19 protein-coding genes are annotated in these 25062 nt (G+C 62.8%); 13 read left to right on the top strand and 6 right to left on the bottom strand.

What is annotated here, in order from left to right:
- Nucleotides 1–310: 310 nt before the first annotated feature.
- Nucleotides 311–1486, top strand: a complete 1176-nt coding sequence (locus tag OXR00_RS19380) for a zinc-dependent alcohol dehydrogenase (protein WP_267389869.1) — start codon at nucleotides 311–313, stop codon at nucleotides 1484–1486.
- A 252-nt stretch (nucleotides 1487–1738) separates the two neighbouring features.
- Here the strand turns inward: OXR00_RS19380 and OXR00_RS19375 are convergent, their stop codons facing one another.
- On the bottom strand, nucleotides 1739–2647 hold the full coding sequence (locus OXR00_RS19375; RefSeq protein WP_267389867.1) for a LysR substrate-binding domain-containing protein: 909 nt from the start codon (nucleotides 2645–2647) through the stop codon (nucleotides 1739–1741).
- A gap of 86 nt (nucleotides 2648–2733) precedes the next feature.
- On the opposite strand from OXR00_RS19375, the gene OXR00_RS19370 reads away from it, so the two are divergent.
- Both OXR00_RS19370 and OXR00_RS19365 read left to right on the top strand, forming a co-directional pair.
- Nucleotides 2734–3768 carry an aldo/keto reductase gene (locus OXR00_RS19370; RefSeq protein WP_267389866.1) on the top strand — a complete coding sequence of 345 codons (1035 nt, stop codon included), beginning with the start codon at nucleotides 2734–2736 and terminating at the stop codon, nucleotides 3766–3768.
- Nucleotides 3769–3779: 11 nt separating this feature from the next.
- A complete protein-coding gene (locus OXR00_RS19365) occupies nucleotides 3780–4979 on the top strand; it encodes an MFS transporter (RefSeq protein ID WP_267389865.1) in 1200 nt (399 codons plus the stop codon).
- Nucleotides 4980–5201: 222 nt separating this feature from the next.
- On the opposite strand, the gene OXR00_RS19360 is transcribed toward OXR00_RS19365, so the two are convergent.
- The gene (locus OXR00_RS19360) at nucleotides 5202–5924 is read right to left on the bottom strand and encodes an SDR family oxidoreductase (protein ID WP_267389864.1); all 723 of its coding nucleotides are present in this window, start codon (nucleotides 5922–5924) and stop codon (nucleotides 5202–5204) included.
- A gap of 90 nt (nucleotides 5925–6014) precedes the next feature.
- Here OXR00_RS19360 and OXR00_RS19355 point away from each other — a divergent pair, with 90 nt between their 5' ends.
- Nucleotides 6015–6413 (top strand): helix-turn-helix domain-containing protein, encoded by a 399-nt coding sequence (locus OXR00_RS19355; RefSeq protein ID WP_267389863.1) that lies wholly within the window; start codon nucleotides 6015–6017, stop codon nucleotides 6411–6413.
- A 127-nt stretch (nucleotides 6414–6540) separates the two neighbouring features.
- On the opposite strand, the gene OXR00_RS19350 is transcribed toward OXR00_RS19355, so the two are convergent.
- Nucleotides 6541–8931 carry a TonB-dependent receptor gene (locus OXR00_RS19350; protein WP_267389862.1) on the bottom strand — a complete coding sequence of 797 codons (2391 nt, stop codon included), beginning with the start codon at nucleotides 8929–8931 and terminating at the stop codon, nucleotides 6541–6543.
- Nucleotides 8932–9110: 179 nt separating this feature from the next.
- Between OXR00_RS19350 and OXR00_RS19345 the strand changes: the two genes are divergently transcribed.
- From OXR00_RS19345 to OXR00_RS19330, 4 genes are all read left to right on the top strand, one after another.
- Nucleotides 9111–10847 (top strand): arylsulfatase, encoded by a 1737-nt coding sequence (locus OXR00_RS19345; protein WP_267389861.1) that lies wholly within the window; start codon nucleotides 9111–9113, stop codon nucleotides 10845–10847.
- On the top strand, nucleotides 10844–11683 hold the full coding sequence (locus OXR00_RS19340; RefSeq protein WP_267389860.1) for an SUMF1/EgtB/PvdO family nonheme iron enzyme: 840 nt from the start codon (nucleotides 10844–10846) through the stop codon (nucleotides 11681–11683). Before OXR00_RS19345 ends, OXR00_RS19340 begins: the two co-directional genes overlap by 4 nt.
- A gap of 244 nt (nucleotides 11684–11927) precedes the next feature.
- Nucleotides 11928–13079: a DUF3182 family protein gene (locus tag OXR00_RS19335; protein WP_267389859.1), complete on the top strand. Its 1152-nt coding sequence runs from the start codon at nucleotides 11928–11930 to the stop codon at nucleotides 13077–13079.
- Entirely contained in the window at nucleotides 13076–13834 is a 759-nt protein-coding gene (locus tag OXR00_RS19330) for an alpha/beta fold hydrolase (RefSeq protein ID WP_267389858.1), read from the top strand. Before OXR00_RS19335 ends, OXR00_RS19330 begins: the two co-directional genes overlap by 4 nt.
- A 328-nt stretch (nucleotides 13835–14162) precedes the next feature.
- Here OXR00_RS19330 and OXR00_RS19325 read toward each other — a convergent pair whose 3' ends face one another.
- Together OXR00_RS19325 and epsC are read right to left on the bottom strand one after the other, a co-directional pair.
- Nucleotides 14163–14936, bottom strand: a complete 774-nt coding sequence (locus OXR00_RS19325; RefSeq protein ID WP_267389857.1) for a gamma-glutamyl-gamma-aminobutyrate hydrolase family protein — start codon at nucleotides 14934–14936, stop codon at nucleotides 14163–14165.
- Nucleotides 14933–15874, bottom strand: coding sequence for a serine O-acetyltransferase EpsC (gene epsC / locus OXR00_RS19320; protein WP_267389856.1), 942 nt, complete (start codon nucleotides 15872–15874; stop codon nucleotides 14933–14935). The genes OXR00_RS19325 and epsC overlap by 4 nt, the downstream gene beginning before the upstream one ends.
- A gap of 1270 nt (nucleotides 15875–17144) precedes the next feature.
- Between epsC and OXR00_RS19315 the strand changes: the two genes are divergently transcribed.
- The 4 genes from OXR00_RS19315 (at nucleotide 17145) to OXR00_RS19300 (ending at nucleotide 23007) form a co-directional block, all read left to right on the top strand.
- Nucleotides 17145–17912 carry a TnsA endonuclease N-terminal domain-containing protein gene (locus OXR00_RS19315; RefSeq protein ID WP_267389855.1) on the top strand — a complete coding sequence of 256 codons (768 nt, stop codon included), beginning with the start codon at nucleotides 17145–17147 and terminating at the stop codon, nucleotides 17910–17912.
- 132 nt (nucleotides 17913–18044) lie between these two features.
- Complete coding sequence (locus tag OXR00_RS19310) at nucleotides 18045–20219, top strand: hypothetical protein (protein WP_267389854.1); 2175 nt, start codon at nucleotides 18045–18047, stop codon at nucleotides 20217–20219.
- Nucleotides 20216–21163, top strand: a complete 948-nt coding sequence (locus tag OXR00_RS19305) for a TniB family NTP-binding protein (protein WP_267389853.1) — start codon at nucleotides 20216–20218, stop codon at nucleotides 21161–21163. Before OXR00_RS19310 ends, OXR00_RS19305 begins: the two co-directional genes overlap by 4 nt.
- Nucleotides 21160–23007, top strand: a complete 1848-nt coding sequence (locus tag OXR00_RS19300; RefSeq protein WP_267389852.1) for a TniQ family protein — start codon at nucleotides 21160–21162, stop codon at nucleotides 23005–23007. Before OXR00_RS19305 ends, OXR00_RS19300 begins: the two co-directional genes overlap by 4 nt.
- A 658-nt stretch (nucleotides 23008–23665) precedes the next feature.
- Here the strand turns inward: OXR00_RS19300 and OXR00_RS19295 are convergent.
- A complete protein-coding gene (locus tag OXR00_RS19295; protein WP_267389851.1) occupies nucleotides 23666–24481 on the bottom strand; it encodes a hypothetical protein in 816 nt (271 codons plus the stop codon).
- Nucleotides 24482–24816: 335 nt separating this feature from the next.
- On the opposite strand from OXR00_RS19295, the gene OXR00_RS19290 reads away from it, so the two are divergent.
- A partial coding sequence (locus OXR00_RS19290; RefSeq protein ID WP_267389850.1) for a recombinase family protein occupies nucleotides 24817–25062 on the top strand: 246 nt, incomplete at its 3' end.

The following is a 25062-nucleotide window of genomic DNA, read 5'->3' as shown; positions in this document are numbered from 1 at the left end:
TCGCGACCCCGATGGCAATAAGCTTTGTGGGATTCATTTCCCGAAGTGATATTGCCGCCGCACGTCAAGTCTAAGGTGCCGCCCGTCTTAGCATGGACGGGCGGCAGGCTCGCCACGAAGGAACTGCGGTAGACGATACCGCCTCGAAGACCCAGTTGCGGACACTCCGTCTCTCCAATCGCTGCTCGCAACCGGAAGTTCGTTCACAATGACAAGCTTGGTTCCGAGCCCATGTCGCGCTCTGAGACGTTGACGTGGTTCAGTTGCTTTTCCGATCTTGGCGGAGCTCCTGCCTACACGGAGAAGAGACATGCGCGCACTATGCTGGCACGGTAAGGGCGACGTCCGCGTCGACACTGTAGCGGATCCCGAAATCAAGCATCCGCGCGACGCGATCATCAAAGTGACCGCCTGCGCGATCTGCGGGTCAGACCTCCACCTGCTAGATGGCTACCAGCCTACCATGGAAGCAGGCGACATCCTGGGCCATGAGAATATGGGAGAGGTCGTCGCGCTCGGCTCGGAGGTCACCAACCTCAAGATCGGCGACCGGGTCGTGGTGCCGTTCACGATCAGCTGCGGCGACTGCTGGTTCTGCCGCAAGGGCCTGTTCGCGGCCTGTGACCGGACAAATCCGAACGCCGATATGGCCGCCAAGGCGATGGGCCACTCGCCTGCCGGCCTGTTCGGCTTCAGCCACATGCTGGGCGGCTATTGTGGTGGCCAGGCGGAGTACCTCCGCGTGCCGATGGCCGATATCGGCCCGATCAAAATACCGGACAACGTCACCGACGACCAGGCGCTATTCCTCTCCGACATCTTCCCGACCGGCTACATGGCCGCTGAGAACGCTCAGATCGAACCAGGCGACACTGTCGCCATCTGGGGCTGCGGCCCAGTCGGCCAGTTTGCCATTCGCTCCGCGCTGATGATGGGTGCCGGGCGCGTCATTGCGATCGACGAGCTGCCCGAGCGGCTCGCCATGGCTGAGGCTGGCGGTGCCGAGACAATCAACTTCGCCGAGACTGACGTCTATGACGAACTGCAGGCGCGGACCAAGGGGCGGGGACCGGACAGCTGCATCGATGCGGTCGGGTGTGAGGCGGCCGCACACGGTGCAGCTGACGCCGTTATGGACAAGGTCAAAGCAAGCATGATGCTCGCCACCGATCGCGTCCACGTCTTGCGTCAGGCGATCATTAGCTGCCGTAAGGGCGGCACCGTCTCGGTGCCCGGCGTCTATGTCGGCATGGGGGACAAGCTGCCACTCGGTGCGGCGATGAACAAAGGACTGACGATCAAGCTCGGACAGACCCACGTGCAACGCTATACTAAGCCGCTGCTCGAGAAGATCGTGGCCGGCGCGATCGACCCCAGCTTCGTCATCACGCATCCGGCCAGTCTGGAGGACGCGCCCGAGATGTACGCCAAGTTCCGCGACAAGGAGGACGGCGTTATCAAGGTGGTCATGCGCCCGCATGGCTGAGCCGAAAAGACGTTAGTGCTGCGTTGCGTCCGGCCCCCACGGGGTCGGACGTCACATGGACCCGTTGCAGCCATCTGCGATGCTCTTGCCGGTTCCCCAAAACCGCCGCTCGTTCAGGTTAGAATGTCTCGGATTATCGATGCGGTCGGGCAGGTTTCAGGAAGAGGCAGACGGGATAGGAGCGTTTGACCAGTTGGCAGACGTCGACCTCTGGCTTAAACGTGAGAGTCCCCCCTCAGCCACGCATTCCGGCTAATCGGCGAGGTGCTCGGACAGGAAGTCAACGAACGCTCGGACCCGCGCAGGGGTTTGGCTCCCGCCGACAAAAACGGCGTGAATGAGTTCGACGTCACCGGGATTGAAGTCTTCGAGGATCGGCACCAAACGCCCGGCCGCGACATCATCGACTACGCTGAACGCGCCCACGCGAGCCACGCCGACGCCGGCGGCTGCAAGTTGACCGAGGGTCTCGCCGTTGTTTGCTTCGATATTCCCCTTCACTGACAGGACGATGTCCCGACCGTCCTGGCGGAACGGCCAGATGGGCTCGGCACGGCGAAAGTTGAAGTTGAGGCAATTGTGCGCGTGAAGGTCCTCGGGCACGGCCGGCGTGCCATGCCGAGCCAGATAGTCCGGGGCCGCGACGATTACCCGGCCGCTTTCGCCGAGTTTTCGTGCGGTCAGCAGACTGTCGGCGAGCGCGCCGAACCGGATGGCGACGTCCGCCTGTCCGGCGGCGACGTCGACGATCCCGTCGCTCAGCGCGATGTCGATCAAGATGTGCGGGTAGAGCGCGGCGAATGCGCCGAGTAGCGGCACGATACGGAGTCGCCCATGCGAGAGCGCGGCGCTGATCCGTAGACGGCCTCGCGGAGCGCCCTGGTCGGCAAGCTGCCGTTCGGCATCGTCGAGGTCCGCGAGGATGCGCCGCGCGGTCTGGAGATAGGCTTGCCCCTCTGCCGTCGGCGTCAGCGCCCGTGTTGATCGGAGCAGCAGGCGCACACCCAGCCTCGCTTCGATCCGGTCAATCGACCGCGCGACCGCAGAGGGTGTCAGGCCGAGGGTCCGCCCGGCGGCGGAGAAACTGCCTGTGCGCATTACCGCTGCGAAGATCTCGAGCGCTCGAGCACGATCGGCGCCGGTGCTCAGCTTTGCGTCCATATCACAAGTCCTTCGCGCTGCGGCTGGCTTATCGGTCATCTCCAGATGGTCCATCTATGCACAGACACATCAGTTAGGAAGCGCGCATGGACTATCGGCAATTGGGCTCGTCGGGCCTTCGGGTACCGGTGTTGAGCTTCGGCACTGGAACCTTCGGCGGCACCGGGCCGCTTTTCGGCGCATGGGGCCAGAGCGACGAGACCGAGGCACGTCGGCTGATCGACGTTTGCCTCGAGGTCGGTGTCACGATGTTCGACACGGCCGACGTTTATTCCAACGGCGCATCCGAGACGGTGCTGGGAGCCGCGATCAAGGGGCGGCGCGATGCCGTGCTGATCTCGACCAAGACCGGCCTGCCGATGGGCGACGGACCTCAGGATTGGGGGGCGTCGCGCGCGCGGCTCGTCCGTGCGGTCGAAGCGTCGCTGTGCCGGCTCGGCACCGACCATATCGATCTGCTGCAGCTCCACGCGCTCGACGCCTCCACGCCCGCCGAGGAGGTGATGGGCACGCTCGACATGCTGATTGCCGCAGGCAAGGTGCGCTACGCCGGGGTGTCCAACTACCCGGGCTGGCAGTTGATGAAGGCGCAAGGGATCGCCGATCGCCACGGCTGGCCCCGTCTCGTTGCACACCAGGTGTATTACTCGCTGATCGGCCGCGCCTATGAGAGCGATCTGATGCCGCTTGCTGCCGATCAGGGCGTCGGTGCGCTTGTGTGGAGCCCGCTCGGCTGGGGTCGGCTGACGGGCAAGATCGGGCGCGACCGGCCGATCCCCGAAGGCAGCCGGCTGCACGATACCGAGCAGTTCGCACCGCCGGTCGAGGCCGAGCATCTCTATCGCGTGATCGACGCGCTCGAGGCGATCGCCGCCGAGACCGGCAGGAGCGTGCCGCAGGTCGCGATCAACTGGCTGCTTCGCCGCCCGACAGTCGCCTCGGTGATCATCGGCGCACGCAACGAGGCGCAGTTGCGCGACAATCTCGGCGCGGTCGGCTGGGCGTTGTCACTCGATCAGGTCAAGGTGCTCGATGCGGCCAGCGCCGTGCTGCCAGCCTATCCCCACACCCCCTATCACCAGCAGGAGGGCTTTGCCCGCCTGAACCCGCCGCTGGTCTGAGGACGACAACGATGAAACTCAACCCCGGTTTGCTGGCGCTCGCCATCGGCGCGTTCGGCATCGGCGTCACCGAATTCGCCCCGATGGGACTGCTGCCAGTTATCGCAAACGACCTCGGCGTATCGATCCCGAACGCTGGGCTGCTCATCAGCGCTTATGCGCTGGGTGTCGTTATTGGCGCTCCGCTGATGACGCTGACGACCGGCCGCGTCCCCCGGCGGACACTGCTCATCCTGCTGGCCGGCATCTTCACCGCGGGCAACGTGCTGGCGGCGCTGTCGGACAGCTATGGCATGCTGTTGGCGGCCCGAATCCTTACTTCGTTCAACCACGGTGCCTTCTTCGGTGTCGGCTCAGTCGTAGCCGCCAGCCTCGTGCCGGCCGAGCGCCGCGCGGGCGCGGTGGCGGCGATGTTCATGGGGCTGACGATTGCGAATGTTGTCGGCGTGCCGCTGGCGACCTGGGCGGGCGAGCATCTTGGCTGGCGCGCGTCCTTCTGGGGCGTGTCCGCACTGGGCGTTATGACGATGGCGGCGCTCAGGCTGACATTGCCCGCTCTCCCCGCGCCGACGGCCAGCAATGCGATGGCTGAGCTACGCGTCCTCACGCGCGGCCCGGTTCTCGGCGCGCTCGGCCTAACCGCCGTCGGTGCGAGCGCAATGTTCACGGTGTTTACCTACATCACGCCGATCCTACGCGAGGCGACGCATGCCTCACTCGGCTTCGTCACCGCAATGCTGGTGACCTATGGCGTCGGGCTCACCGTCGGCAATTGGCTGGGTGGCCGTTATGCCGATCGCTCGGTCGACCGGACGCTGATCGTTACGCTGGCATTGCTTGCGCTGATCTTGGTCGCCTTTGCGGTGCTGATGCCGTTCAAGGAGCCGACCGCTCTCCTGATCTTCCTGTGGGGCGTTGCCAGCTTCGCCTTGGTCCCGCCGCTTCAGGTCCGTGTCATGCATGCGGCCGCCGATGCCCCAAATCTCGCCTCGGCGGTGAATATCGGCGCGTTCAACCTGGGCAATGCAATTGGTGCCGCGCTTGGTGGAGGGGTGATTGCAGCCGGTCTAGGATATCCTGCCGTGGCGCTCGCCGGCGCAGCCGCGTCGGTGTTCGGCTTGGTCGCGGTGATCGTGAGCGTACGCAGGCGATCCCGGGTAAATCACATTAGACCTCGCACTACTGAAAGGGTGGCAACCGGCAAGGCCTAGATGCGACAAACTGCCGCTCCCGGTCCCTAGCCCAGAAGACCCACTTCCCAACATTCGCGGCTTGTTCCTTGCCGCACAACTGCGGTCATTCGTTCAGGGGGCGAGACGTGCTCCCCGCAGTGTTTTTGAACGGTTTGCCGATCTCACTGCCCACTGGGAACGAGCGGCGCTGATCGCGGGGATTCAACTGATCCACGCGTCAGGCGCCGCTCGTTTCTCTGGCTACACCTGTCGCATGCCTCCATCGACGCAGAGTTCTGCGCCGGTGATAAAGCTGGCTTCGTCGCTGAGGAGGAAGACAGCAGCGGCCGCGACCTCGTCGGTGCGTGCCATGCGACCTAGCGGAATGGGCTCAATGAGCATCTGGCGCATCTCCTCGGATACCGCAGCCATCATGTCCGTATCGGTCGGCCCCGGCGCGACGACGTTGACGCGGATGCGACGCGGCGCGAGCTCGGCCGCCCAACTGCGCGCATAGGAGCGCAGTGCCGCCTTGGTCGCTCCGTAGGTACTGAACGGCGTCACGCCCATCACGTCGGCGATCGAGCCGACCAGCACCACCGATGCTCCGTCACTTAGCACGGTCAGCGACGCCTGGATCCCAAACAGCGCGCCGCGCACGTTGACGGCGAAGTGCCGGTCGAAATGCTCGCCGGTCTCCTCGGCGATCGTAGCCGGCTCCGACAATCCGGCGTTCAGCACCAGCGCGTCAATGCGACCATGCAGACGCTTGGCCTCGGCCACGACCCGCTCAAGATCGCCTTGGGACGCCGCGTCGGCTTCGATGCCGTGCGCCGATGGACCGATGCTCTCAGCCGCAGCAGCGACCTCGTGCGACCGACGTCCAGTTAGGAGGACCGTAGCCCCTTCCTTCGCTAGCGCGCGGGCGGTCGCGAGACCAATTCCCTTCGCTCCACCGACCACCAGCGCGACCTTGCCTGCCATTCTTGCCATCTTCAGCCCTTCCGTTCGAGATGGCAAACCAGATATACAAAGCATATCTGCTATCAAGAACGCACGTGGAGTAGCGTAGATATGGCGAGTGATACCGAGCTGCAGGCTCTGTCGTGCAAGGCGATGATGGACGTGCCTCGCATCCGGCCAGTGCTGGACAAGATCGCCGACAAATGGACGATCATGATCCTGACCGTGCTGTGTCCTCAGCCGGCGCGATTCAATGAGATCAAGCGACGGCTCGACGGCATTACACACAAGTCACTCGCCGATGCACTGAAGCGCCTGGAACGTCATGGACTGATCACGCGCACTGTGATCCCGACCACTCCGATTGGCGTAGTCTATACCATTACATCGCTAGGCCACTCACTTCGCGAACCCTTCGAAGCGCTCTGCTCGTGGGCACTGGATCATGAGCACGTCATGTCAGAAGCGGTGAGCGCATACGATGAATCGCGAGATTCGTCAGTACGTTGACCCACATGTGGCCACTACGACGTCTTGTTCGCCGCCCAACTTCGTTTATTCGTCTAGCAATCGACGTAGCGATACTAGCATGTAATCAGTCACCAAGCGGCGCGACTGATCCACCAATTCATAGCACTTAGAAACGTGTTCTTATCGTCACGCCATACGTCGCGGGATCTCCTGGCGTATAGGTGACAGCGCCGGTGTTCGCTGCAGATCGGGTGAGGTCGTAATGCGTGTCGAAGACGTTGCGCCCCCACAGTTGAAGATCGATCACGCCATCGCTCGATCGCAGACCAAGTCGCAGGTTGACGAGATCATAGCCCGCGATCAGCGAATAGGCCGACAGGTTGGCGGTGGTGTAGAAGTTCGATCGGTAACTGTAGTCGCTGCCGGCATAGACTTCGACATCGCGGCCATACACTTCGCCGGCGGTCGTGTGCACTTCGCCGCCGGCTGAAATCGCCCATTTGCTGACCCCCGGCAGGCGCGCGCCCGACAGATCGCAGACCGCCTGCCCGGTCACTTCCACCGGGCATGGCGAGTTCGGATAGGAGACATAGCGCGCATCATCGTAGGTGCCAGACGCATAGAGAGATAGCCAACGTGTGGGTACGGCACGGCTATCGAGTTCGAAGCCACGGCTACGCACCGCGCCGACGTTGGTAAAAAAGCTCGCGCCGTTGCGTTCGACATCGACGATGGTCGTCTGGAAATCGCTGTCGTCGGTCCAGAACGCCGCGAGGTTGGCAGTGAGCTTGCCGCCGAACCAGCTTGTCTTGATACCGCCTTCATAGCTGTCGATCGTCTCGGGCTTGATGACCGGGTTGGCGGCGAGCGCGCCGACAACGTTGATGTTGGCAAGGTTAAGACCGCCGAACTTGTTGCCGCGCGCGTAGGTCGCATAGGCCAGCACGTCTGGCGTGATCTTGTAGGCGAGCGTCGCCTGGCCGGAGAGGCGGCCCGCGCTAGTTTCGGCGGTGTAGCGGTTGGCGACGCCGAAGCGCGCGCGGATCGCCTGTGCCGATACCTGCTGCGTGGGCGTCAGGGCGGCCAGGCTCTGGCCGCTGGCGTATTGGTTGAAATAGCCGTCCTTGGTTTCGTAGGTGTAGCGCAGCCCTCCGGTGAGATCGAGTTTCGGGGTGACGTGCCAGATCGCCTGCGCAAAGCCGGCGTAGCTTTTGGTGACCGGTTCGGAATCGCTGAAATAGCCGTAATTGTTGAGTGCCGCCGCCCCCACCACCGGATCGGTCGAGGGGGCAAGGAACCAGCCCGCCGCCTGCGACCCATAGGTGTTGACCGCGTGCGCCTTGATATCCTGATAGAGGAAATACAGCCCGCCGACGTAATCGATCCGGCGCGTGCCTTCCGACGCAATGCGCAGTTCCTGGCTGATCTGCTTCTGCACGTTGCTCTGGTGGAAATCGCGGCCGGCGTCGAGCGATGTGCCGTCGCCGTCGTTGTGCGGGAACCAGTGCCACGTCCGCGCCGCCGTCACCGAGGTGATGGTGTTGCCGGGCAGGCTGTAATCCGCGATCACCGAGACACCCGCCTGCCACATCCGGTAGCGCGGGTTCGCGTCGACATCGACGGAGCGCCCGGTTAGCCTGTAAGGCACTGGCGTGTAACCGAGCCGGGCGGCGCGATCGGTGTAGTTGTTCGCGAAATTGGTGCCGTTCGTATAGGTGCGGATGACACCTTCCAGCACCGCCGCCGCCGTGGTCGCGTGCTGTTTGCCGGCATCGCCGATCACGCGGACGTTCAACGGCCCGCTCTTGTAGAGCAATTGCCCGCGCACGCTCATGTCGTGATAATCCTGCGTGCGGCTGCCGTCGTAGCGGTTGGTGTTGAAGCCGTCGCGGTCGGTGACGCTGATCGACAGCCGCCCGGCGAGCGTATCGCCCACCAGCGGCCCGCTGGCGAAGGCGTGCACCTGCCGGAAATTACAATTTGCGAAGGATACGTCGCCGCCGAACTCGGGCGTGAAGCTTGGTGCGCGCGTGCTGATGACGACCGCGCCCGCCGAAGTGTTCTTGCCGAACAACGTGCCCTGCGGCCCGCGCAACACCTCGACTCGGTCGAGATCGACGAGATCGAACACCGTCTGCCCCGGCCGCGCGAGATAGACCTGATCGAGATACACGCCGACTGCCGGTTCCAGCCCGTCGTTATAGACCGACACGTTGTTGCCCAGCCCCCGGATGTTGATGCTGGTGTTGCGCGGGTTGGTGACGGTGACAGTGAGACTGGGCGCAAGCTGCTGCACGTCGCGCAAGTTGAAGGTGCGGGTCGCCTCGAGCTGCCGCCCGCCGATCGCGGTGACGGCGACCGGCACGTCCTGGCTACGTTCGACCCGGCGGCGCGCGGTCACGGTGATGTCCTCGGTAACGGCGGCATCGGCTTGTGGCGCGGGCGTGGCGGTGCCCTCCGCCGCTGCCGCCGAGATTTGCGCGGCCTGCGCCGGAGACAGCGTGGCGATGGCGAGCGCGACGGCGAGCGCCGCTCGGCTGGCATGTACGAAGCGCATGCGTATACCCCCGAAAATGGTTTGCGGCGTGCTGCCGTCCCTGTGCGTTAAGGCTAGGCAGCCGGCCGCCGCAGCGTCGACAAACAATTCCCATCGTTACGATATGGATTTACTTTGTGGTACGTTTGCGCCGCGAACGACTAGCCTTGGCCATCGCTCGCCGAATGGAGCCACCACGGATGCGCCTGATCCCGACCGCCCTCGCCGCCGCCACCGCGCTGCTCTCCCCATCTGCGATCGCGCAGACAGCCGCCGCCGCGCCGCCCGCCCATCCCTCGACCGCGCAGGCGAAGCGGCCCAACATCCTGTTGATCGTCGCGGACGATCTTGGCTGGTCGGATCTCGGCGCGTTCGGGGGCGAGATCGACACGCCCAATCTCGACCGGCTGGCGCTTCAGGGCATTCGCTTCACCGGCTGGCACACCGCGCCGACCTGTTCACCGACGCGCGCGATGCTGATGAGCGGGGTCGACAATCACGAGGCGGGCCTCGGCACGATGGCGGAGATGCTGACCCCGAACGAAGTCGGGCAACCGGGCTACGAAGGCTATCTCAACGATCGCGTCGCCAGCATCGCCGAACTGCTGCGGCAGGGCGGCTACCGGACGATGATGGCCGGCAAGTGGCATTTGGGGCTGACGCCGGAACGCTCCCCCGCCGCGCGCGGCTTCGATCGCTCGTTCGCGCTGTTGCAAGGGCTCGGCAACCATTTCGGCGCGGACCAGAACGCCGCCTGGGGCAAGGTCGAGCGGGCGACGTACCGCGAGGGGTTGAAAGAAGTGCCCTTCCCGGCCGGTGCCTATTCGACCGACCTGTTCACCGGCAAGCTGCTCGGCTTCCTTGCCGAACCGCGCGCGGGCGGCCAGCCGTTCTTCGCGTATCTACCGTTCTCCGCGCCGCACTGGCCCCTAATGGCGCCCGATGTTGACATCGCCAAATACAAGGGCCGCTATGACGAGGGGTATGAGGTACTCGCCGCGCAGCGGCTGGCACGCGAGAAGGCGCTGGGGCTGGTGCCGGCGGATGCGACGCCGCATGCGATGGTCGGCGTCAAGCCGTGGGCGCAGCTCACCCCACAGGAACGCGCCGACAGCGCGCGGCGGATGGAGGTCTATGCGGCGATGGTCGATCACCTCGACCGCGCGGTGGGACGCGTGATCGACCAGTTGCGCGCTTCGGGCGACCTCGACAACACGCTGATCGTGTTTACCGCCGACAACGGACCGGAAGGCGGCGTGATCGACGGCCCGCGCAAGGCCGGGGTCGATCCGGCGGCGGTGGCGGCGCTGCATATCGACAACTCTGTCGCCAACATCGGCCACGGCACGTCGTATGTCGGCTACGGCTCCGGCTGGGCGCAGGCCAATTCCGCGCCGTCGTGGTTGGTCAAGGGCTATACGACCGAGGGCGGCATCCGCACGAGCGCATTCATCAGCGGCGCGGGCGTGGCGGGTGGGCGGATCGTCAACAGCTTCGTGCACATCACCGACGTCGCGCCGACACTCCTCGCCAAAGCGGGGCTAAGCGAACCGGCAAGCTTCGGCGGGCACCCAATCCTGCCCTACGAAGGGCACAGCCTGGTGCCGCTGATCGCCGGCGACGCCGCGCCCGTCCACCCCGCCGATGAGCTGGTCGCGTGGGAATTGTTCGACGGCCGCGCGATCCGGCGCGGCAACTGGAAAGCGGTGTATCTCGCACCCGGCAGCTCGCGCTATCTGATCGAGCGCGGCAACGGCCAGTGGAAGCTGTTCGATCTCGCGCGCGACCCCGGTGAAAACACCGATCTCGCCGCGCAACAGCCGGCGGTATTGAAGGAACTGGTCGCCGCGTGGGGCCGCTATGCCGTCGCCAAGGGCGTGGTGCTGCCGCCGGCCGACGGCGCGACCAAGCCCGCCGACCGCAAGCAACTGCCGTGAAGGTCGTCGCCAGCCTGATCGCGCTTGCGCTGCTCGGCGCGGCGGCCCCGCCCGCCCCGCGCTGCCACGCGCCGGACGGTGCGGCGGCGATCCCGGCGGGCGTCGTCGCTTACGGCGAGGATGGCGATGGCGCACCCGGCCGGCGCATCGCGGTGGCCGCGTTCCGCATTGATCGCCACGAAGTGACCAACCGCCAGTTCGCCCGGTTCGTGACGGCGACCCATTATGTCACTGCCGCTGAGCGTGAGGGCGGCGGGCCAGTGTTCATCATGCCGCCGCGCGCCGTCCCGCTCGACGATCCGCGCAGCTGGTGGCACATGATCCGCGGTGCGGACTGGCGGCACCCGCGCGGCCCCGCCACCACGCTCGCCGGCCACTCCGACGATCCGGTCGTGCAGGTGAGCTACGAGGATGCCGCCGCTTACGCGCGCTGGGCGGGCGGCGGGCTGCCGAGCGCCGCGCAGTGGGAACGCGCCGCGCGTGGCGGCCAGACCGGCCCGCGTCCCGCGAGGAGTTGGGTCGATGCCGGCGGCCGGGCGATCGCCAATAGCTGGCAGGGCGTGTTCCCGATTCTCGACACCGGCGACGACGGTCATGTCGGCATCGCACCCGTAGGCTGTTACGACGCCAATAGCTTCGGCCTGTTCGACATGATCGGCAACGTCTGGGAATGGACCACCGACGCCCCTGCCCCCGGCCGCCGCCTCATCAAAGGCGGATCGTATCTGTGCGCGGAGAATTACTGCGCGAACTACCGCCCGGCGGCATGGCAGGCGCAGGAGCATGATCTTGGCGCGTCGCACATCGGCTTTCGCGTGGCATATTTACCGGGCTGATATCACTCCGGCGGCTGAACACCACTGACACCTCTACGCGTCAGCATGACCCAGTTGCGGCTATTCGAGCGTGCTGTGCGACTTACCAGCTTTGATCTTTCGTTTAGCAGCTATCGGGTCCGTATCGCAGCACGATCGTCGATTGCCGGTAATGCTAGATTTGGCAATCGTTCGAGCGGCTTCTTTTGAACAAGCGTGACCAAGAAGCGTTCACATCATTCACATCAAGACGGAGCGCAGCGCTATGCTTGGTACGACAGCAATCGGCGTTGAAGGCACGCCTACACCAATTCATCTTCGTACGGCTCGACCGAACTTCGAGGGCGTTGCGGCGCTGATCGATCGACGTGGCGAATGGGGAAACGAGCATGATCGATCGTCACGCGATCAGCTGCTCGCGCGCATCGCCGCATATCTCGACATTCCTCGTTTGCCCGATCATCAACAACAGGACGCGCTGACGAGCAGCCGCCTCTTTGTTCCCGGTGACACCTTGGACACGGCTGCGCTGCAACAGCCGGTCGGAGACGCTACAATCCTAGGGGGCATCGTGCCTGCGATGTTCATCGGCACCAAGGCTATCACCCATCCGCTGATCGACGATGATGCCGCCAGGCCCGATCGCTGGTCGATGATGATGGCACACCTGATGGGCGATGCCGCGTTGACAGGCTTCACCGCGTTCAGCCAGCCTGATGCTGCGCGAGCTGGTCGGCGGCTTTTGAGCGATGGGCCAGTAAGGCTCAAAAGCGTGTGTGGAAAGGCGGGGCTTGGTCAGCTCGTTGTGTACGATGAGGTTGCCCTTGATGCCGCTCTCGACCTTGAAGACTGGGACGCTCTCTCCCGCACCGGAATCGTGATCGAGGCTAACCTGACGGACGTGGTCACTTACAGTGTCGGATCGGTTCAGCTTGGCGGTGAAAGCATCAGTTACTGGGGAAGCCAGAACCTCACGAACGACCATCAGGGACGCGAGGTCTACGGCGGATCCGATCTGTTCGTGGTTCGCGGCGACTTCGAGGCCTTGACCGTCCTTGACCTATCCCCTTCCCTGAAGCGAGCTGTCCAATGTGCAACCACCTTCGATCGTGCGGCGCAGCTGGCGTACCCTGACGTGGTTCTGACCAGGCGCAACTACGACGTTATCGAAGGGATGGACCATGCTGGGGTGCGTCGCATCGGCGTCTTGGAGCAATCCTGGCGTGTAGGCGGAGCCAGCGGAGCCGAGATCGCGGCGTTCGAGGTGCTGCGGTTGGAGCCTGATACGACATCGGTGCGGTGCTCAACGGTCGAGATCTATGATGTCGTCAATCCTCCGGCCGGCGCTATCGTTTATTATCTAGGCGTTGATCCCGTTGTAGGAGCTATGACGAAATACACAGTGAGGCTGGTTTGACGGAGCTAACGGAGATCGACGAAGGCGCAGTGTCCCTTCAGGTTGGCGGGCAGAAGGTCGCGGGCACGCTACTCAGCCCCGAAGCGCCGGTTCCTGGCTTCTTGTTCATCCATGGTTGGGGCGGCGACCAGGCCGAGGATCTTGCCCAGGCGGAGGAGCTCGCTCGCCTCGGTTGCGTGTGTTTCACCTTCGACCTGCGCGGTCATGCCGACAGCGGTGCTAGCAAGGACGAGGTCACACGTCAGGATAGTCTTGACGACGTTCTGGCTGCCTATGACTATCTCGCCTCCCAGCCGATGATCGACGAAGCGGCGATTGGGGTCGTGGGCACCAGCTACGGCGGATATCTTGCGATGTTGTTGACAGCCCTGCGGCCGGTCCGCTGGCTGGCGATGCGTGTGCCCGCGCTCTACCCTGACGAGCACTGGGACACGCCCAAAGCCATGCTCGATAAGGATGTCGTTCGCGCCTACCGTAAGCAACCGCATCAAGCAGGCGGCGACCGTGCTCTTGCCGCCTGCGCCGCTTATCGTGGCGACGTGTTGATCGTTGAGTCCGGCAAGGATGAGCAGATCCCGCGCGAAGCGCTGCTCTCCATGCAAGCAGCGTTCCGTCAGACGAACTCATTGAGCCATCGGATCATCGAAGGTGCATCGCATGCCATGCGTGATCCCCAGCACCAGCGGATCTACTCGACCCTTCTCACAGGGTGGATCAGCGAGATGGTGCGAGCTAGCAGGCTGACCTATCGTTGATCTGTGCCCGGCAACCGACAGCGGTTCTTAAGCAAGCTTTTGACGACTGCTAAAACCAAACCCGGCCAGTCCCCACGCCCTATCTGCTGCCCAGCTTCAGACGTTCGTTACCGAAAGGCGATCTCGGCCGTATGTGGTTGGCCGTCCTGCCGAAGATTTGCGCTAATCAAACGATTGGGGCCGTCTACTTGCGTCGCCGGCGGCAAGCCTTGCAGTGCTGCAATGGGGAGATGCCGAATTGCATTGCCTCGTTGTTATTGGGTCAGGTGATGGAGCGGACGGCGGACGAACGCGCAGCGTCTTGCAAACGCGTGCTTTGTCACTTCCGTTAACCCCGCGCGGCCACCAGCGCCGCACCGATCCGGTCGAAGAACGCCACGCTCGCGCGGCTTGTGGCGACATCCCACTCCGGATGCCATTGCACCGCCAGCACGTCCGCGCCACAGGGCCGGGCGGAGAACGCCTCTATCAGCCCGTCGTCGGCAGCGGTCGCCTCGAGCGTCAGGCCGCGGCCGAGTCGCTCGATACCCTGATGGTGGACCGAATTGACCGTCTCGCCAGCCACGCCGGCCTGCGCGCGCAGCGTACCCGCTTCGGTTAGCGCAATGGCGTGGCGATGGTCGAAATGGCGATCGTACAACTGATCGTCAGCAAGGCCGCAGTGATGCACCGCGTCCAGTCCGTTGGTAAGCGTGCCGCCGAACAGGACGTTCAGCTCCTGCAATCCCCGGCAGATGCCGAACACTGGGCGGGCGCCCTCGATCATATGCGCGGCGAGGCGCAGCGCCACCTCGTCGCGCTGCTCGTCGACCGGTCCGTTGTCGGCGCGGGGGCCGCCGTAGCGGGTGGCGGCGACGTTGGAGCGCGAGCCGGTCAGCAGCAATCCGTCGAGCCGGTCGACTAAAGCGAGCGCGTCGCACGCATCGGACACCGCCGGGATCAGCACCACCGCCGCGCCGGCGAGATCGGCGAGCGGCTGGACGAAGCGGGTCGCCACCGCCTGCACCGGGCGCTGCGAGAATTCGTTGCAGCACAGCACGCCGATCACCGGCCGGCGCGCGCAGGCCGACTGGCGCGGCCACGGGTTTGACCACGCGCTCAATGGCTGCGCCCCGCCAGCGTGAGGCGGAGGTCCTCGGCGATCTTGGCGTCGGCGACGGTCGCGGCGGGCTGCGTCACCACGCTGCCGGGCGGCACGTCGTCGAGCAGCCAGACGTTGCCGCCGATCGTGCTGCCCGCGCCGATCGTGACGCGGCCGAGGATGGTCGCGCCGGCATAGACGGTGACGTCGTCCTCCAGCACCGGATGCCGCGCGTAGCGGTCGCGCGGGGTGACGTGGGTGAGGCCGAGCGGGCTGCGCGCGCCAAGCGTGACGTGCTGGTACAGCTTGACCCGCGCGCCGATGATCGCGGTCTCGCCGATCACCACGCCGGTGCCGTGATCGATGAAGAAGCTCGGCCCGATCGTCGCGCCGGGGTGAATGTCGATGCCGGTGCGGCTGTTGGCGATTTCCGAGATGATCCGAGCCACGATCGGCGCGCCGAGCGCGTGCAACTGGTGGGCGATGCGGTGATAGCGCACCGCGATCGCGCCGGGATAGCAGATCAGGATCTCGTCCACGCTGCGCGCGGCGGGATCGCCGAGGAACGCCGCCTCGACATCGGCATCGACCGCGCGGCGAATCTCGCCGAGCGTGGCGGCGAACAGGCGGGCGATCAGATCGGGCTGGTCGGGATCGAACGGGGTGGCGGTCTCGTCCTGCCAATAGGCGAATTCCTTGGCGATCTCGCCGCGCAGCAGGTCGAGGCCACTTGCGAGCCGATCCGCGACGAAGCCGTCCTCCTGCGCCTCCGCCCCGGCGTAATCGCCCATCCGGCGGGGATAGAGCGCGCCCGACAGATAGGCGATTGCGCTGGCGAGGCGGGGGGCGGAGGGGAAGAGCGGCACCGGCGTGTGGCCGCCGCGCAGTTCCGTGCGGTAGGCGGTGCGCGCGGAGCGCAGCGCCGCCACCGCCTCGGTTTGCCAGGATGCTGTGTCCATCATCGCTCCTCCGCCTCGAGTGTCGTGTAGAAACTCTATGCAGCGGGTGGGAATAGCAACGCTTGCCGGGATTGGCCGCCCGAAAGCTGAGCTTGTCGGTTATAGCCCCTCCCAGCCGTCCAACCGCGCATTGTCGAGCCGTGTTGCGACCGACCAGTTCTGCACGCGGATAGCAGCCGCTGCAGGCTTCATGAACAGAGGTCCGCTTACGCCATCGGAGTGTCTAAAACGGACGGGCGGCTTTCCACCCAAAAATTCCACAGAAACGGCGTTTGCTCGAGTGCGAAAGCTCTGCTGATTGCTTCCACGTTGCCTAAAGAGCGCATGCATTTTTCATAATGCAAAAGACCGGACCAGTCTTGTCCTGATCGCTGAACCTTCGGGGCAGGGTGGCGAAAGCTTTCAGGTGGGCTGTCCAACGCGGTGTCTCGTAGGACCTGACGCCTAGGTCTTCACAAGCGCATGCGTGAATTTGACCGACCTCCTCTGAGGAAAATTGCGCAGCAGGCAGTAAATGTCGTTGAAGGCAGCTGACTGAAAACACAGGATGGACGTAGAGCGTTCTCCGCCAAATTTGTATAAGAATACATTCGAAGACGATATTGCACAAAGCTCATCCTTGTCTAATATCGTTATAGAGACGAAGTTGGCAAAGTTTACGGGGCCGTTAATTTAGAACGTCTCGCGCCTGTTTCTCTTACGAACGAGATCACTCCTCTTGACAGCACGAATCAATATGTGATTCGTTCTTGTTGGAAGTCGCGAAGGCAAACTATCGTCGCGATTTGGCGCAAAGCACTTCCAGCGAGGCAGGCAATGGGCAGCGACAACTGGCACGGACACATCAAATGGTCGCTGGAGCGCCGAGGCACGTCGCTGTCGCAGATCGCCCGTGATCTAAGCGTCAGCCCCAGCACCGTCACCAGAGTTTCCAAAGGCCTCGTGCGCTCGCGCCGGGTCGAAGAGGCTATAGCCGCGGCAGCAGCTTTTACCCCTGCCCAGCTCTGGCCCGCGCATTATCCGCAACCAGCGGGAGGAGAACGATGATGTAGTAGCAGATTGACGCGCTGACGCGCTGACGCGCCAAAACATCCCAAAGCTACGGAAATGAAAAGGCCCCGCCGGTTGCACCCAGCGAGGCCCTTAGAAGATCAGAGACCTTGTAAGCCCTGATCTCCTTCATTCCGTGAAACCTGTCAAGGTTCGGGCCCGTCCCGGATCATGTCCCCTCACGTCCATCGCACAAAGTCGCGAAATGGAAGGAACGATCATGAGTTTCAAAGCCGCAGGCCACGATCACCCGCCGAAGTCAGTGCTTCGCCCAGAGGTCGACCGAACCCCGAAGTTCACCCGCGACAAGCACAGCGATGCGCACCACGTGCGGATGATCCGCGCCGAAGATGGCGGCGCGCTGCGCACCTTCAACGGCGGGCTCGCTCATGAAAATGGCTGGTACGTAAGCCGCAAGGCACGGCGCGTCCTTCACTGGCAGGGTGCGGCACAATACGACTTTCTGACTCGTGCCGAGGTAGAATTCCCTGTGGTGCGGGTAGCATCGGAATCAGTACGCTTTGAATTCGAGCGCCACGGGAAAATGCAGATCTACACCACGGACGTCGAATTGGTTGCGTCTGATGGCACGGTCACGCTTATTGAGATCAAGCGCGATGAGCGCGACCTTGCTGATCCGGAATACCGCGCCAAGCTTACGGCAGTTCATACGATTTGCGATGAGCACGGCATCCGGTTCAAGGTCATTCTGCGCCACCAGATTTGGGACAGCCTGGTCCACCGCCGCAACGTGACGCTATTCTGCTCGCGCAGGTTCGTGACCATTCTGCCGGAGCACATCGAGCGCCTTGAGGGGCACGCGCGGCAGGTGGGTGCGGATGCTTGCTTCGGCAGCGCCGCCCGAGCTGTTGCTCCTCACTGCTCCCGCACGGGCGAAGCCGTGCTTCAGGCGCTGACAGTAGCTCGACGGATCGAAGTCGACCTGACTCGCCCGCTCCTGGATACAACGCCGGTGACCATCCACTGAGCCAGCATTGTCTGCTCAGCGCCTGATTGCGTCCGCAGTCCGGGCGTCATCCTCTTTCAATTCCCCGCGCTTCTCGCCGGTATCATCAGGATGCCGGCGATATCCCGGCGCGCCCAGAAGGGACTAAATCTTATGCCGCATATCCGCTTTTCCCCCGGCGCGGTCATCGACGTCCGCGGAGCTGAATATCGCCCTGCCTATTCTCACGGCCGGATCCAACTTGCCCACATGATAACAGGCGAGATCTTCAAGTATGAGCAGAAGGACGGATCGCTTGAACTGCCGACCGTCGAGCAGTTCCAGCTCATGCAGCACTGTGGCGATGCCGTTACGCGAATGCCTCGTTCATCGGACGAGATCCGCAACTACAACGATGCAGCGGAATGGACGCGCGATCAGGCGGGTGAGATCTCGGCCCGCGCATTGCGCATGGCGACCGCCTGCCAGATCCTTGACGAGAGGGGCGTTCCGCAAGGGATCGGCGCCATTAAGGTCGCCCTGGAAGATTGCTGGACCCCTGCGCTGGCTAGTCAGTTCGGACCTAAACCTTCTGCATCGTCGGTCAAGAACTGGCGCAGGAACCGTGGCAGCATCGGGAACCGTCATCCCCGCCATATGGTCCCGCTGTCGGGCAGGCAGATCATGCGTCCGCAGGAAGGCGGCATCAATCAGCAGCTCCTTTGGACGTGCGTACTCGAGGGCAGGAAGGCAGGGCGCACGGTCGCGGACATCCATGCCGATTATTCCTACCAACTAAGTCTGGTGAACGACGGGCGTCACCCATCCATCGACAAGCCTCGCGAGCCCTTCGGAATCTGCTCGGAGCGCACCGTGCGACGCCGCTTCAACGAACTGGAATCGGACAAAACCCTGGCTACCTCCATAGAGGTAGAGGCCGTCAAACAGGATTGGTCAGGAGCCGGCAAGCCGCTCACCGCCGATTTCGTGATGCAACACGTGATCGTCGATCACACCTGGCTTGACGTGCATGTCGTATGCCCGGCCCTACAGATGGTTCTCGGGCGGCCGTGGCTAACACTCGCCATCGACGTCAAAAGCCGCGCGATCGTCGGCCATCTGATTACCTTCCACGATCCATCCAGATGGTCGGTCAGTGAGATCCTGCGCCGCATCGTGCTGCCCAAACGTCCCCCGCCAGCCATGGCGAGCCGGTACCCCGTTCTTGCCATGCTTTGCGGCAAGCCTGGCTGCCTGATCCTCGACAACGCCGTCGAGTTTCGTAGTCACACCCTCGAAGCTGCAGCGCGCGATGCGGGCTTCTCCATGCGCTTCTGCCCGATTAAGCAGCCGACCTACCGGGCGATCGGCGAGCGGGCTATCAAGACCCTCAACGATCAAATCACCCGTCTGCTTCCAGGGAGAGCGTTGACGCTCAACGATGCTCGGCGCTGGGGCTACGACGCCGAGGCTCAGGCTATCGTCATGCTCGATGAACTGGAGGCGATCGCGAACCAGATCGTAGCGTCATACAATGTCGAGCCGCATGACGGCCTGGGCGGCCAGCAGCCCTCGCTCGTGTTCGAACGTGACATCAATCGCTTCGGCATCAATGATTTTGCAGATTTCGCGTCCTTTGCGCGCGACGTGATGGAGGTGCGTTCCGGCGCACAGCTTTCGCCCACCGGCATCCGTGCCTTCAACCTGCGCTATCACGACATTCAGGCTGTGCCGGAACTGTTGCGAGACCTCGTGCCCATCGAGCCGCGCCGCCAGCGGCGCAGCGATGCCACCGCGACTGTCGAGTTCCGCTACGACAGCATGGACATCAGTCGCATCCATGTCTGGAACCGCAAGACCCGCAAATATGTCGAACTGATGTGCGCCGACGAGAGATACAGCAGCGGCGTGCCCCTGTGGCTGCACGAGCAGATCGAACGCGCGGCGCAAAAGCAGGGACTGGCGTTCAACACACAAGAGGAGCGGATGAACGCCCGCGGCCATCTGATCGACGCCATCCGCAACATCAGCCCTGGCGACCTTGCCGCTTCGCGTAAGCGACTGGCGACCCTCATCGAGGTGCCACGCATAAGGCAGGTCACGGGGAACATCGTCGATTTTGTTCACGGGGGAGCATCGTCGGTCACGCTTGGTGATTTCATCGCCAATGACCGCGCAAAGTTGACCTCGCTCGATCAGGACATCCTCTCGTCACGACCGGATCCGCGCGCCAAACCAGCCAAGTCGGCGCTTGATCGCCGCCGTGAGCACGCCGGCGAAGGGCAGATCGAACCCAATGCCCCGGTCCGCGAGCGCCGGCTGCGCATGAACAAGGGAGGCTACCAATGATCGCTCGATCCAGTTCGGCTCGCGAGCAGGAAAGTGCCGCGAGTGCAGCCGCCCGCGTCGGCAAGGCCAAGGCGAGGTTCGACGCGATTCGCGTGGATTACCCGCCGCAGACGGCAGTCGTGGCAGCGCTCGACGAGATGCGCATCGCGGCATTAGGTCGCCCGGCACATGCTCCGTGCGGCGGCGCGATGCTCGTCGCGCCGCATGGTTGCGGCAAAACCGAGTCCATCGTCGCACTTCGCCGTCTTCTGGAAGCATCGGCGGACGAGGGCTGCAAGCCGTTGCTCCACGTTGAAACGGCCGGAGCCGGTACAACAGACTCCCTGCCAACCTCGATCCTGCAGGCGCTTGGGGCTGCTCGGCCGGACGTCGGTAACGAAAAGGCGCGCTGGCCAAGAGCGATCGCCGAGATGCAGCGCTGCGGTGTGCAGCTCGTTGTGTTCGACGAGTTTAACCGCGCCGCCCGCCGACCTCGAATGAGCCGTCCGATGGCAACAGCCATCCGCGAAAAGATCATGGACTCTGGCATCGCGCCGGTGGCTTTTGTTGGATCGGAAGATGCGCGATTTGTCTTGGCGCAAGTGCCGGAACTGATGGAGCGCCTCGATGACGACGTCGATCTCTCGCCGCTACGCTGGGATACAAAAGGAGACCGCGCACTTTTCACGAGCTTCCTGGCCGATCTCGACGATGCAATGGTGGGTGCAGGCATCTTGGCCTGCCTGTCAGGCCTCGCGGACGAAGGCACCGCGCGACCGCTCTGGGAGGCATCGGCAGGCCGGGTGCGGCGCATCTGCAAGATCGTGCGCGCCGCCATGGCTACAGCGCTGCATGACTACCGAGCTTCTATCGACCGGAACGACTTGGCAGAGGCGGTCGATAGCTACTGCATCCCGCGCGATTTCTGCCAAAGCAACCCGTTTGCCAGGCAAGGCGCTCAATGAGCGCAGCCCTCTCACCGTGGCGTGTCAGACGCGTTCTTCCTATAATTGCGGGGGAGTCTTTGGATGGTTATGTCGCGCGCGTCGCGGCGGCCCATCACATGCCCAGAATGTCGCAAATCACCGACGTCACACGAGAAATCGGCGCGCACCGCCCTCATGCTTCTTTTTGTGATGATGCGGGTCTGGAAGTTCTCGCCGATTGCCTTGGGATCGATCCTGAAAGCATTCGGCTACACTCGCCGGCATGGTCGCCCGGAACAAAGATGCTGAGTTTCTTCGGGACGCTCGTATCTCGGAATTTGATGCAATTTACCTACAGGCGCTTTTCACCGCAAGCTTTGTCCATGTCCGCGCATCATCGTGGTCTGTGGCAAATACGCCAGCTCCCGATCTGCACGGAGACATGGGAGTATCTCGAAGAACATTGTCCAAACCCGTCCTGTCGACGCCGTCAGCTCTGGCGACGTACAGCAGGCGTCGAACTGTGTGATTATTGCGCAGAACCACTCACGCGCGCCCAAGCAACACCAGTGCCCGAGAACCTACGCAATTACCTCGAAATGCTTATAGGTTTGATCCACCATGACCCAGAAAAACGAAGGGTCGCACGTCGTGGTCTGCCGCCGGATCTGGAAGACTTAAGCAGCGGACATCTTCTCGAGCTCGCTTTCGCGCTCGCACCGGTTATCGATCGACGGGTAGCGCCACTACTTGCCGATAGATCTCTTAATCTTGACAGCTCTCGGAATTTTGTAGTTCCCGCGTTGGCTGCGACGTGGCCCTTTTTAGCCGGCTGGCCCGGCGCCATCGAGCAGCATGTTGCCGAAAAGCTTAACATCGGCGGTAGTCGAAAAGATGGGAGTACGTGCAAAGCATTTTATAAAGTGCTGTGCGATCACAACGATCCGCGATTATCACCTGCCGTACAGAACCTTCTTTCGCAGCTCGTTGAGCGCTGCCGGGCTGCACGCTCACGTGGCGTTACCATCGCGAAAATAGCCAAATTGACCTGTGCCGACCGGCAGACGCTCTTGGAGATGCGCAAGGCAGGCAAACTGCCTTCGTTCCTGGCGCTCGACGGGCACAGGTTGCAAGTTCTCGTCAATCAAGAAGCCGTGGCCGGGATGCTTGCCCACAATCGGCCTCGCTTACGACTAATCCATGCCGCAGAGATGCTCGGCGTGCCGACGTACGCCATCAGGGAGATGGTTCATCTTGGCTTGGTGAGAGCTGCACCCGTACCCCCTGGTCGTGGAGATTATTTGCAACTCGCTGTAGCTCGAGACAGCATGCAAACCTTGCGGGATGCGTTGTCTCGCAGTCTAACTCCGGCAAACGATGCGCATCCAGTCAGCCTTGTAGAGGTGATGCGGCGGATTGGCGGGCGTCCAAAGCCTTGGGCGAGGGTGATCAAAGCGATCATCGACGGTAAACTGCCGGCACGCGCTGCCGATGGCGAAGCCTCGATCGTGCAACGTATCATGATCGAATCAGGAGAAGTTCTGTCGCTACAGTGTTTTCAGGAAATCGAGAGCATGAACTGGAGCGGCTGCATGGTAACAAAATCAGACGTTGCGGAAATCATGAATCTTTCTTCTCCGCATTTCAGTCGATGTTCGGAGTTCCTGCTTGGGCCAGGCCCTGCCTTCCGCGAGATAAGTATGGAGACCGCCCAGCTTTTCGCTAGGACTTATATGAGCACAGGTGAGGTGAGCCGGAAGCTGGGTCTACACCGGACCGCAGTCAGCAAGCTCGCACGGTCACGCGGAGTGAAAACTGAGATACCCGGCCTATTCCGGCGTGCCCAAGCAGAACAGCTTATTCAGCGCCCCGTTGATAGCTGACGCAACGTTTAGCTTGGCGGCGACATGCACGCGGACCTTGCCGAACTAGTCGCGCGCGTCCTGGCGGCGAGTTGGCTTCTGGCGAAGCGAATAGCGGCGCGCTCGTTGCGCCCGCCGACATGGGAAGGCGAGCAGGCATTCACCGACGCTCAGGCGGGAAACGGCTGACGATTGCCAATCGGGACGTTCTGGAGGCGCACGGCAGGCCGGCAGCGAGGGCGGTGCGTTGCCCGATCGAGGTAGAACCGGAGGCCTAAGACAGGACGACGTGTCCGAACGGGTTCGGCCAGAGGTGCTGGCCCTGATCGATCAGGCGCTCTGGGACGAGAAGCAGACCACCCCGCCAACAGGAGTCGAAAGGAAGGGGATGGCTCAAGGCGAATTCGAGTAGAGCAAGCCTGACGAGCATGACTAACTGGTCCCAGGAACCCCCGACGTTTGGGTACAGGCGCTGAACATGGTAGATCACGCTTCAATCGGACGCCACGCCCAGGCGTGAGCTGCTCGACGATCCTCGCCCGCCGCTTGCTCGCTGACCTGACATCGAGGCACGGTTTGTCGCCTGTACGCGACAGGGCAGCCGTGGGCACGATGCCCGGGCGGCTGGCGTGTGGATCAGCGGAAGGGCGCAGCCCAACGATTATAATGACCTCGGCTGCTAACGGGAGGGATGACCCTGGAGCTTCGGCTGCCGGACCAGCAGCTTCGGTGGCGCGACTACCTTGCAAGGCACTGCGGTTTGTTGCAGCCGGTCCAGATCGTCGAACCTGAGCACATGAACGGCATCATCGTTGCCGAGGATAAACTGACGATCCGGCGAACTGCCGATGCGCCAACCTACCAGGTCGGCACTGCCTTTGACGTCGTAACGGGCACATCGCGCTTTACTCGAGCCGACCCTGGCTCTCAGCGCACTCACGTCCTTACTTGCCGCTCTTTCCGCTGGCACCCCGATCACGGCAAGCGCGAGTAAGCTGACCATCATCGTGCCTATCGCAATGATGGAAGCGATGTAGGATGTACGGAAACCGAAGCTCGCGCCAAGCTCAACGAGGGCGGGATGAGGCATCGGCTGGCTCGAGGGGATTCGGAGGCGCCTCGCAAATCTTTCCAAATAATGAGTGGCGAACCACCCGAGCACGACATATACTAGAATGACAATGGCGAGAATGGCCACGACCAACAATACATTGGCAACAATTCCGAAAAAGCCATCGACCACCGCGTCTGGCACCGAGACGGGAACGACCTCCGCATCAAGACCGAATGGCCCAAAATACGCTTTCCGGTACGAGTAATTATAGAAATAGCAGAGGCCGACAAACAGGCTGATGAACGATGCGACGTTGAGCGTCGATATGGTCCTGAAAAGCCTCGACCAGCCTGACATTTTCGTGCCATCGGCCGCATCGCTCGGATCGTGTTCTGTATGCGCGGGACTATTGTCAGTCTGACCGGCTGATTGCGCGCGCATCGATTTTTCCTCTCAACCTTAGAAAACCATACTCACCGAGTAGATCGGCCATATCGCAATATTCTTCAAACTAGTTGCCGTTCGACATTTGGTGATCAAGGTGGGCATGTCGGCTTTTTGTTATATGACTCCCGAACCTCGAAATGTCGCCAAACTCCTAGGCTTAGCGGCAAGCAAACCGTACCGGAGTTCAAGGTCAGTCGGAAAACACATGATTGCCGACACCCCAGGGCCTGCACTTTGGCCGAACCACACCCGCCTTCGGTGTAAATGATCGATAAACCCTGTCGCTTTGATAGAGTGTACGAGAATATGCTTTCGAGGGTTTGTCGTACATGCTGGTCGGATATATGCGGGTTTCGTCAGCCGACGACCGCCAGACGGTCGATCTCCAGCGCGACGCGCTGGTTGCAGCTGGTGTCGATCATCGGCATCTCCATACCGACAAGGCATCCAGCGTGCGCGACGACCGGGCGGGGCTGAAAGCCTGCCTCAACTATTTAAACGCGGGCGACACGCTGGTCGTTTGGAAACTCGACCGGCTCGGACGCTCACTGCCGCACCTGCTGACGATCGTCACG

It is taken from the genome of Sphingomonas sp. GC_Shp_3, from assembly GCF_026540945.1.
GTDB lineage: Bacteria > Pseudomonadota > Alphaproteobacteria > Sphingomonadales > Sphingomonadaceae > Sphingomonas.
This window is presented reverse-complemented; position numbering and strand designations above follow the sequence as displayed.

Bases quoted from the DNA above. Each gene is read 5' to 3' on its own strand.
- OXR00_RS19380 (WP_267389869.1), top strand. From the start codon at position 311: ATGCGCGCACTATGCTGGCACGGTAAGGGCGACGTCCGCGTCGACACT.
- OXR00_RS19375 (WP_267389867.1), bottom strand. From the start codon at position 2,647: ATGGACGCAAAGCTGAGCACCGGCGCCGATCGTGCTCGAGCGCTCGAG.
- OXR00_RS19370 (WP_267389866.1), top strand. From the start codon at position 2,734: ATGGACTATCGGCAATTGGGCTCGTCGGGCCTTCGGGTACCGGTGTTG.
- OXR00_RS19365 (WP_267389865.1), top strand. From the start codon at position 3,780: ATGAAACTCAACCCCGGTTTGCTGGCGCTCGCCATCGGCGCGTTCGGC.
- OXR00_RS19360 (WP_267389864.1), bottom strand. From the start codon at position 5,924: ATGGCAGGCAAGGTCGCGCTGGTGGTCGGTGGAGCGAAGGGAATTGGT.
- OXR00_RS19355 (WP_267389863.1), top strand. From the start codon at position 6,015: ATGGCGAGTGATACCGAGCTGCAGGCTCTGTCGTGCAAGGCGATGATG.
- OXR00_RS19350 (WP_267389862.1), bottom strand. From the start codon at position 8,931: ATGCGCTTCGTACATGCCAGCCGAGCGGCGCTCGCCGTCGCGCTCGCC.
- OXR00_RS19345 (WP_267389861.1), top strand. From the start codon at position 9,111: ATGCGCCTGATCCCGACCGCCCTCGCCGCCGCCACCGCGCTGCTCTCC.
- OXR00_RS19335 (WP_267389859.1), top strand. From the start codon at position 11,928: ATGCTTGGTACGACAGCAATCGGCGTTGAAGGCACGCCTACACCAATT.
- epsC (WP_267389856.1), bottom strand. From the start codon at position 15,874: ATGGACACAGCATCCTGGCAAACCGAGGCGGTGGCGGCGCTGCGCTCC.
- OXR00_RS19315 (WP_267389855.1), top strand. From the start codon at position 17,145: ATGAGTTTCAAAGCCGCAGGCCACGATCACCCGCCGAAGTCAGTGCTT.
- OXR00_RS19310 (WP_267389854.1), top strand. From the start codon at position 18,045: ATGCCGCATATCCGCTTTTCCCCCGGCGCGGTCATCGACGTCCGCGGA.
- OXR00_RS19305 (WP_267389853.1), top strand. From the start codon at position 20,216: ATGATCGCTCGATCCAGTTCGGCTCGCGAGCAGGAAAGTGCCGCGAGT.
- OXR00_RS19300 (WP_267389852.1), top strand. From the start codon at position 21,160: ATGAGCGCAGCCCTCTCACCGTGGCGTGTCAGACGCGTTCTTCCTATA.
- OXR00_RS19295 (WP_267389851.1), bottom strand. From the start codon at position 24,481: ATGCGCGCGCAATCAGCCGGTCAGACTGACAATAGTCCCGCGCATACA.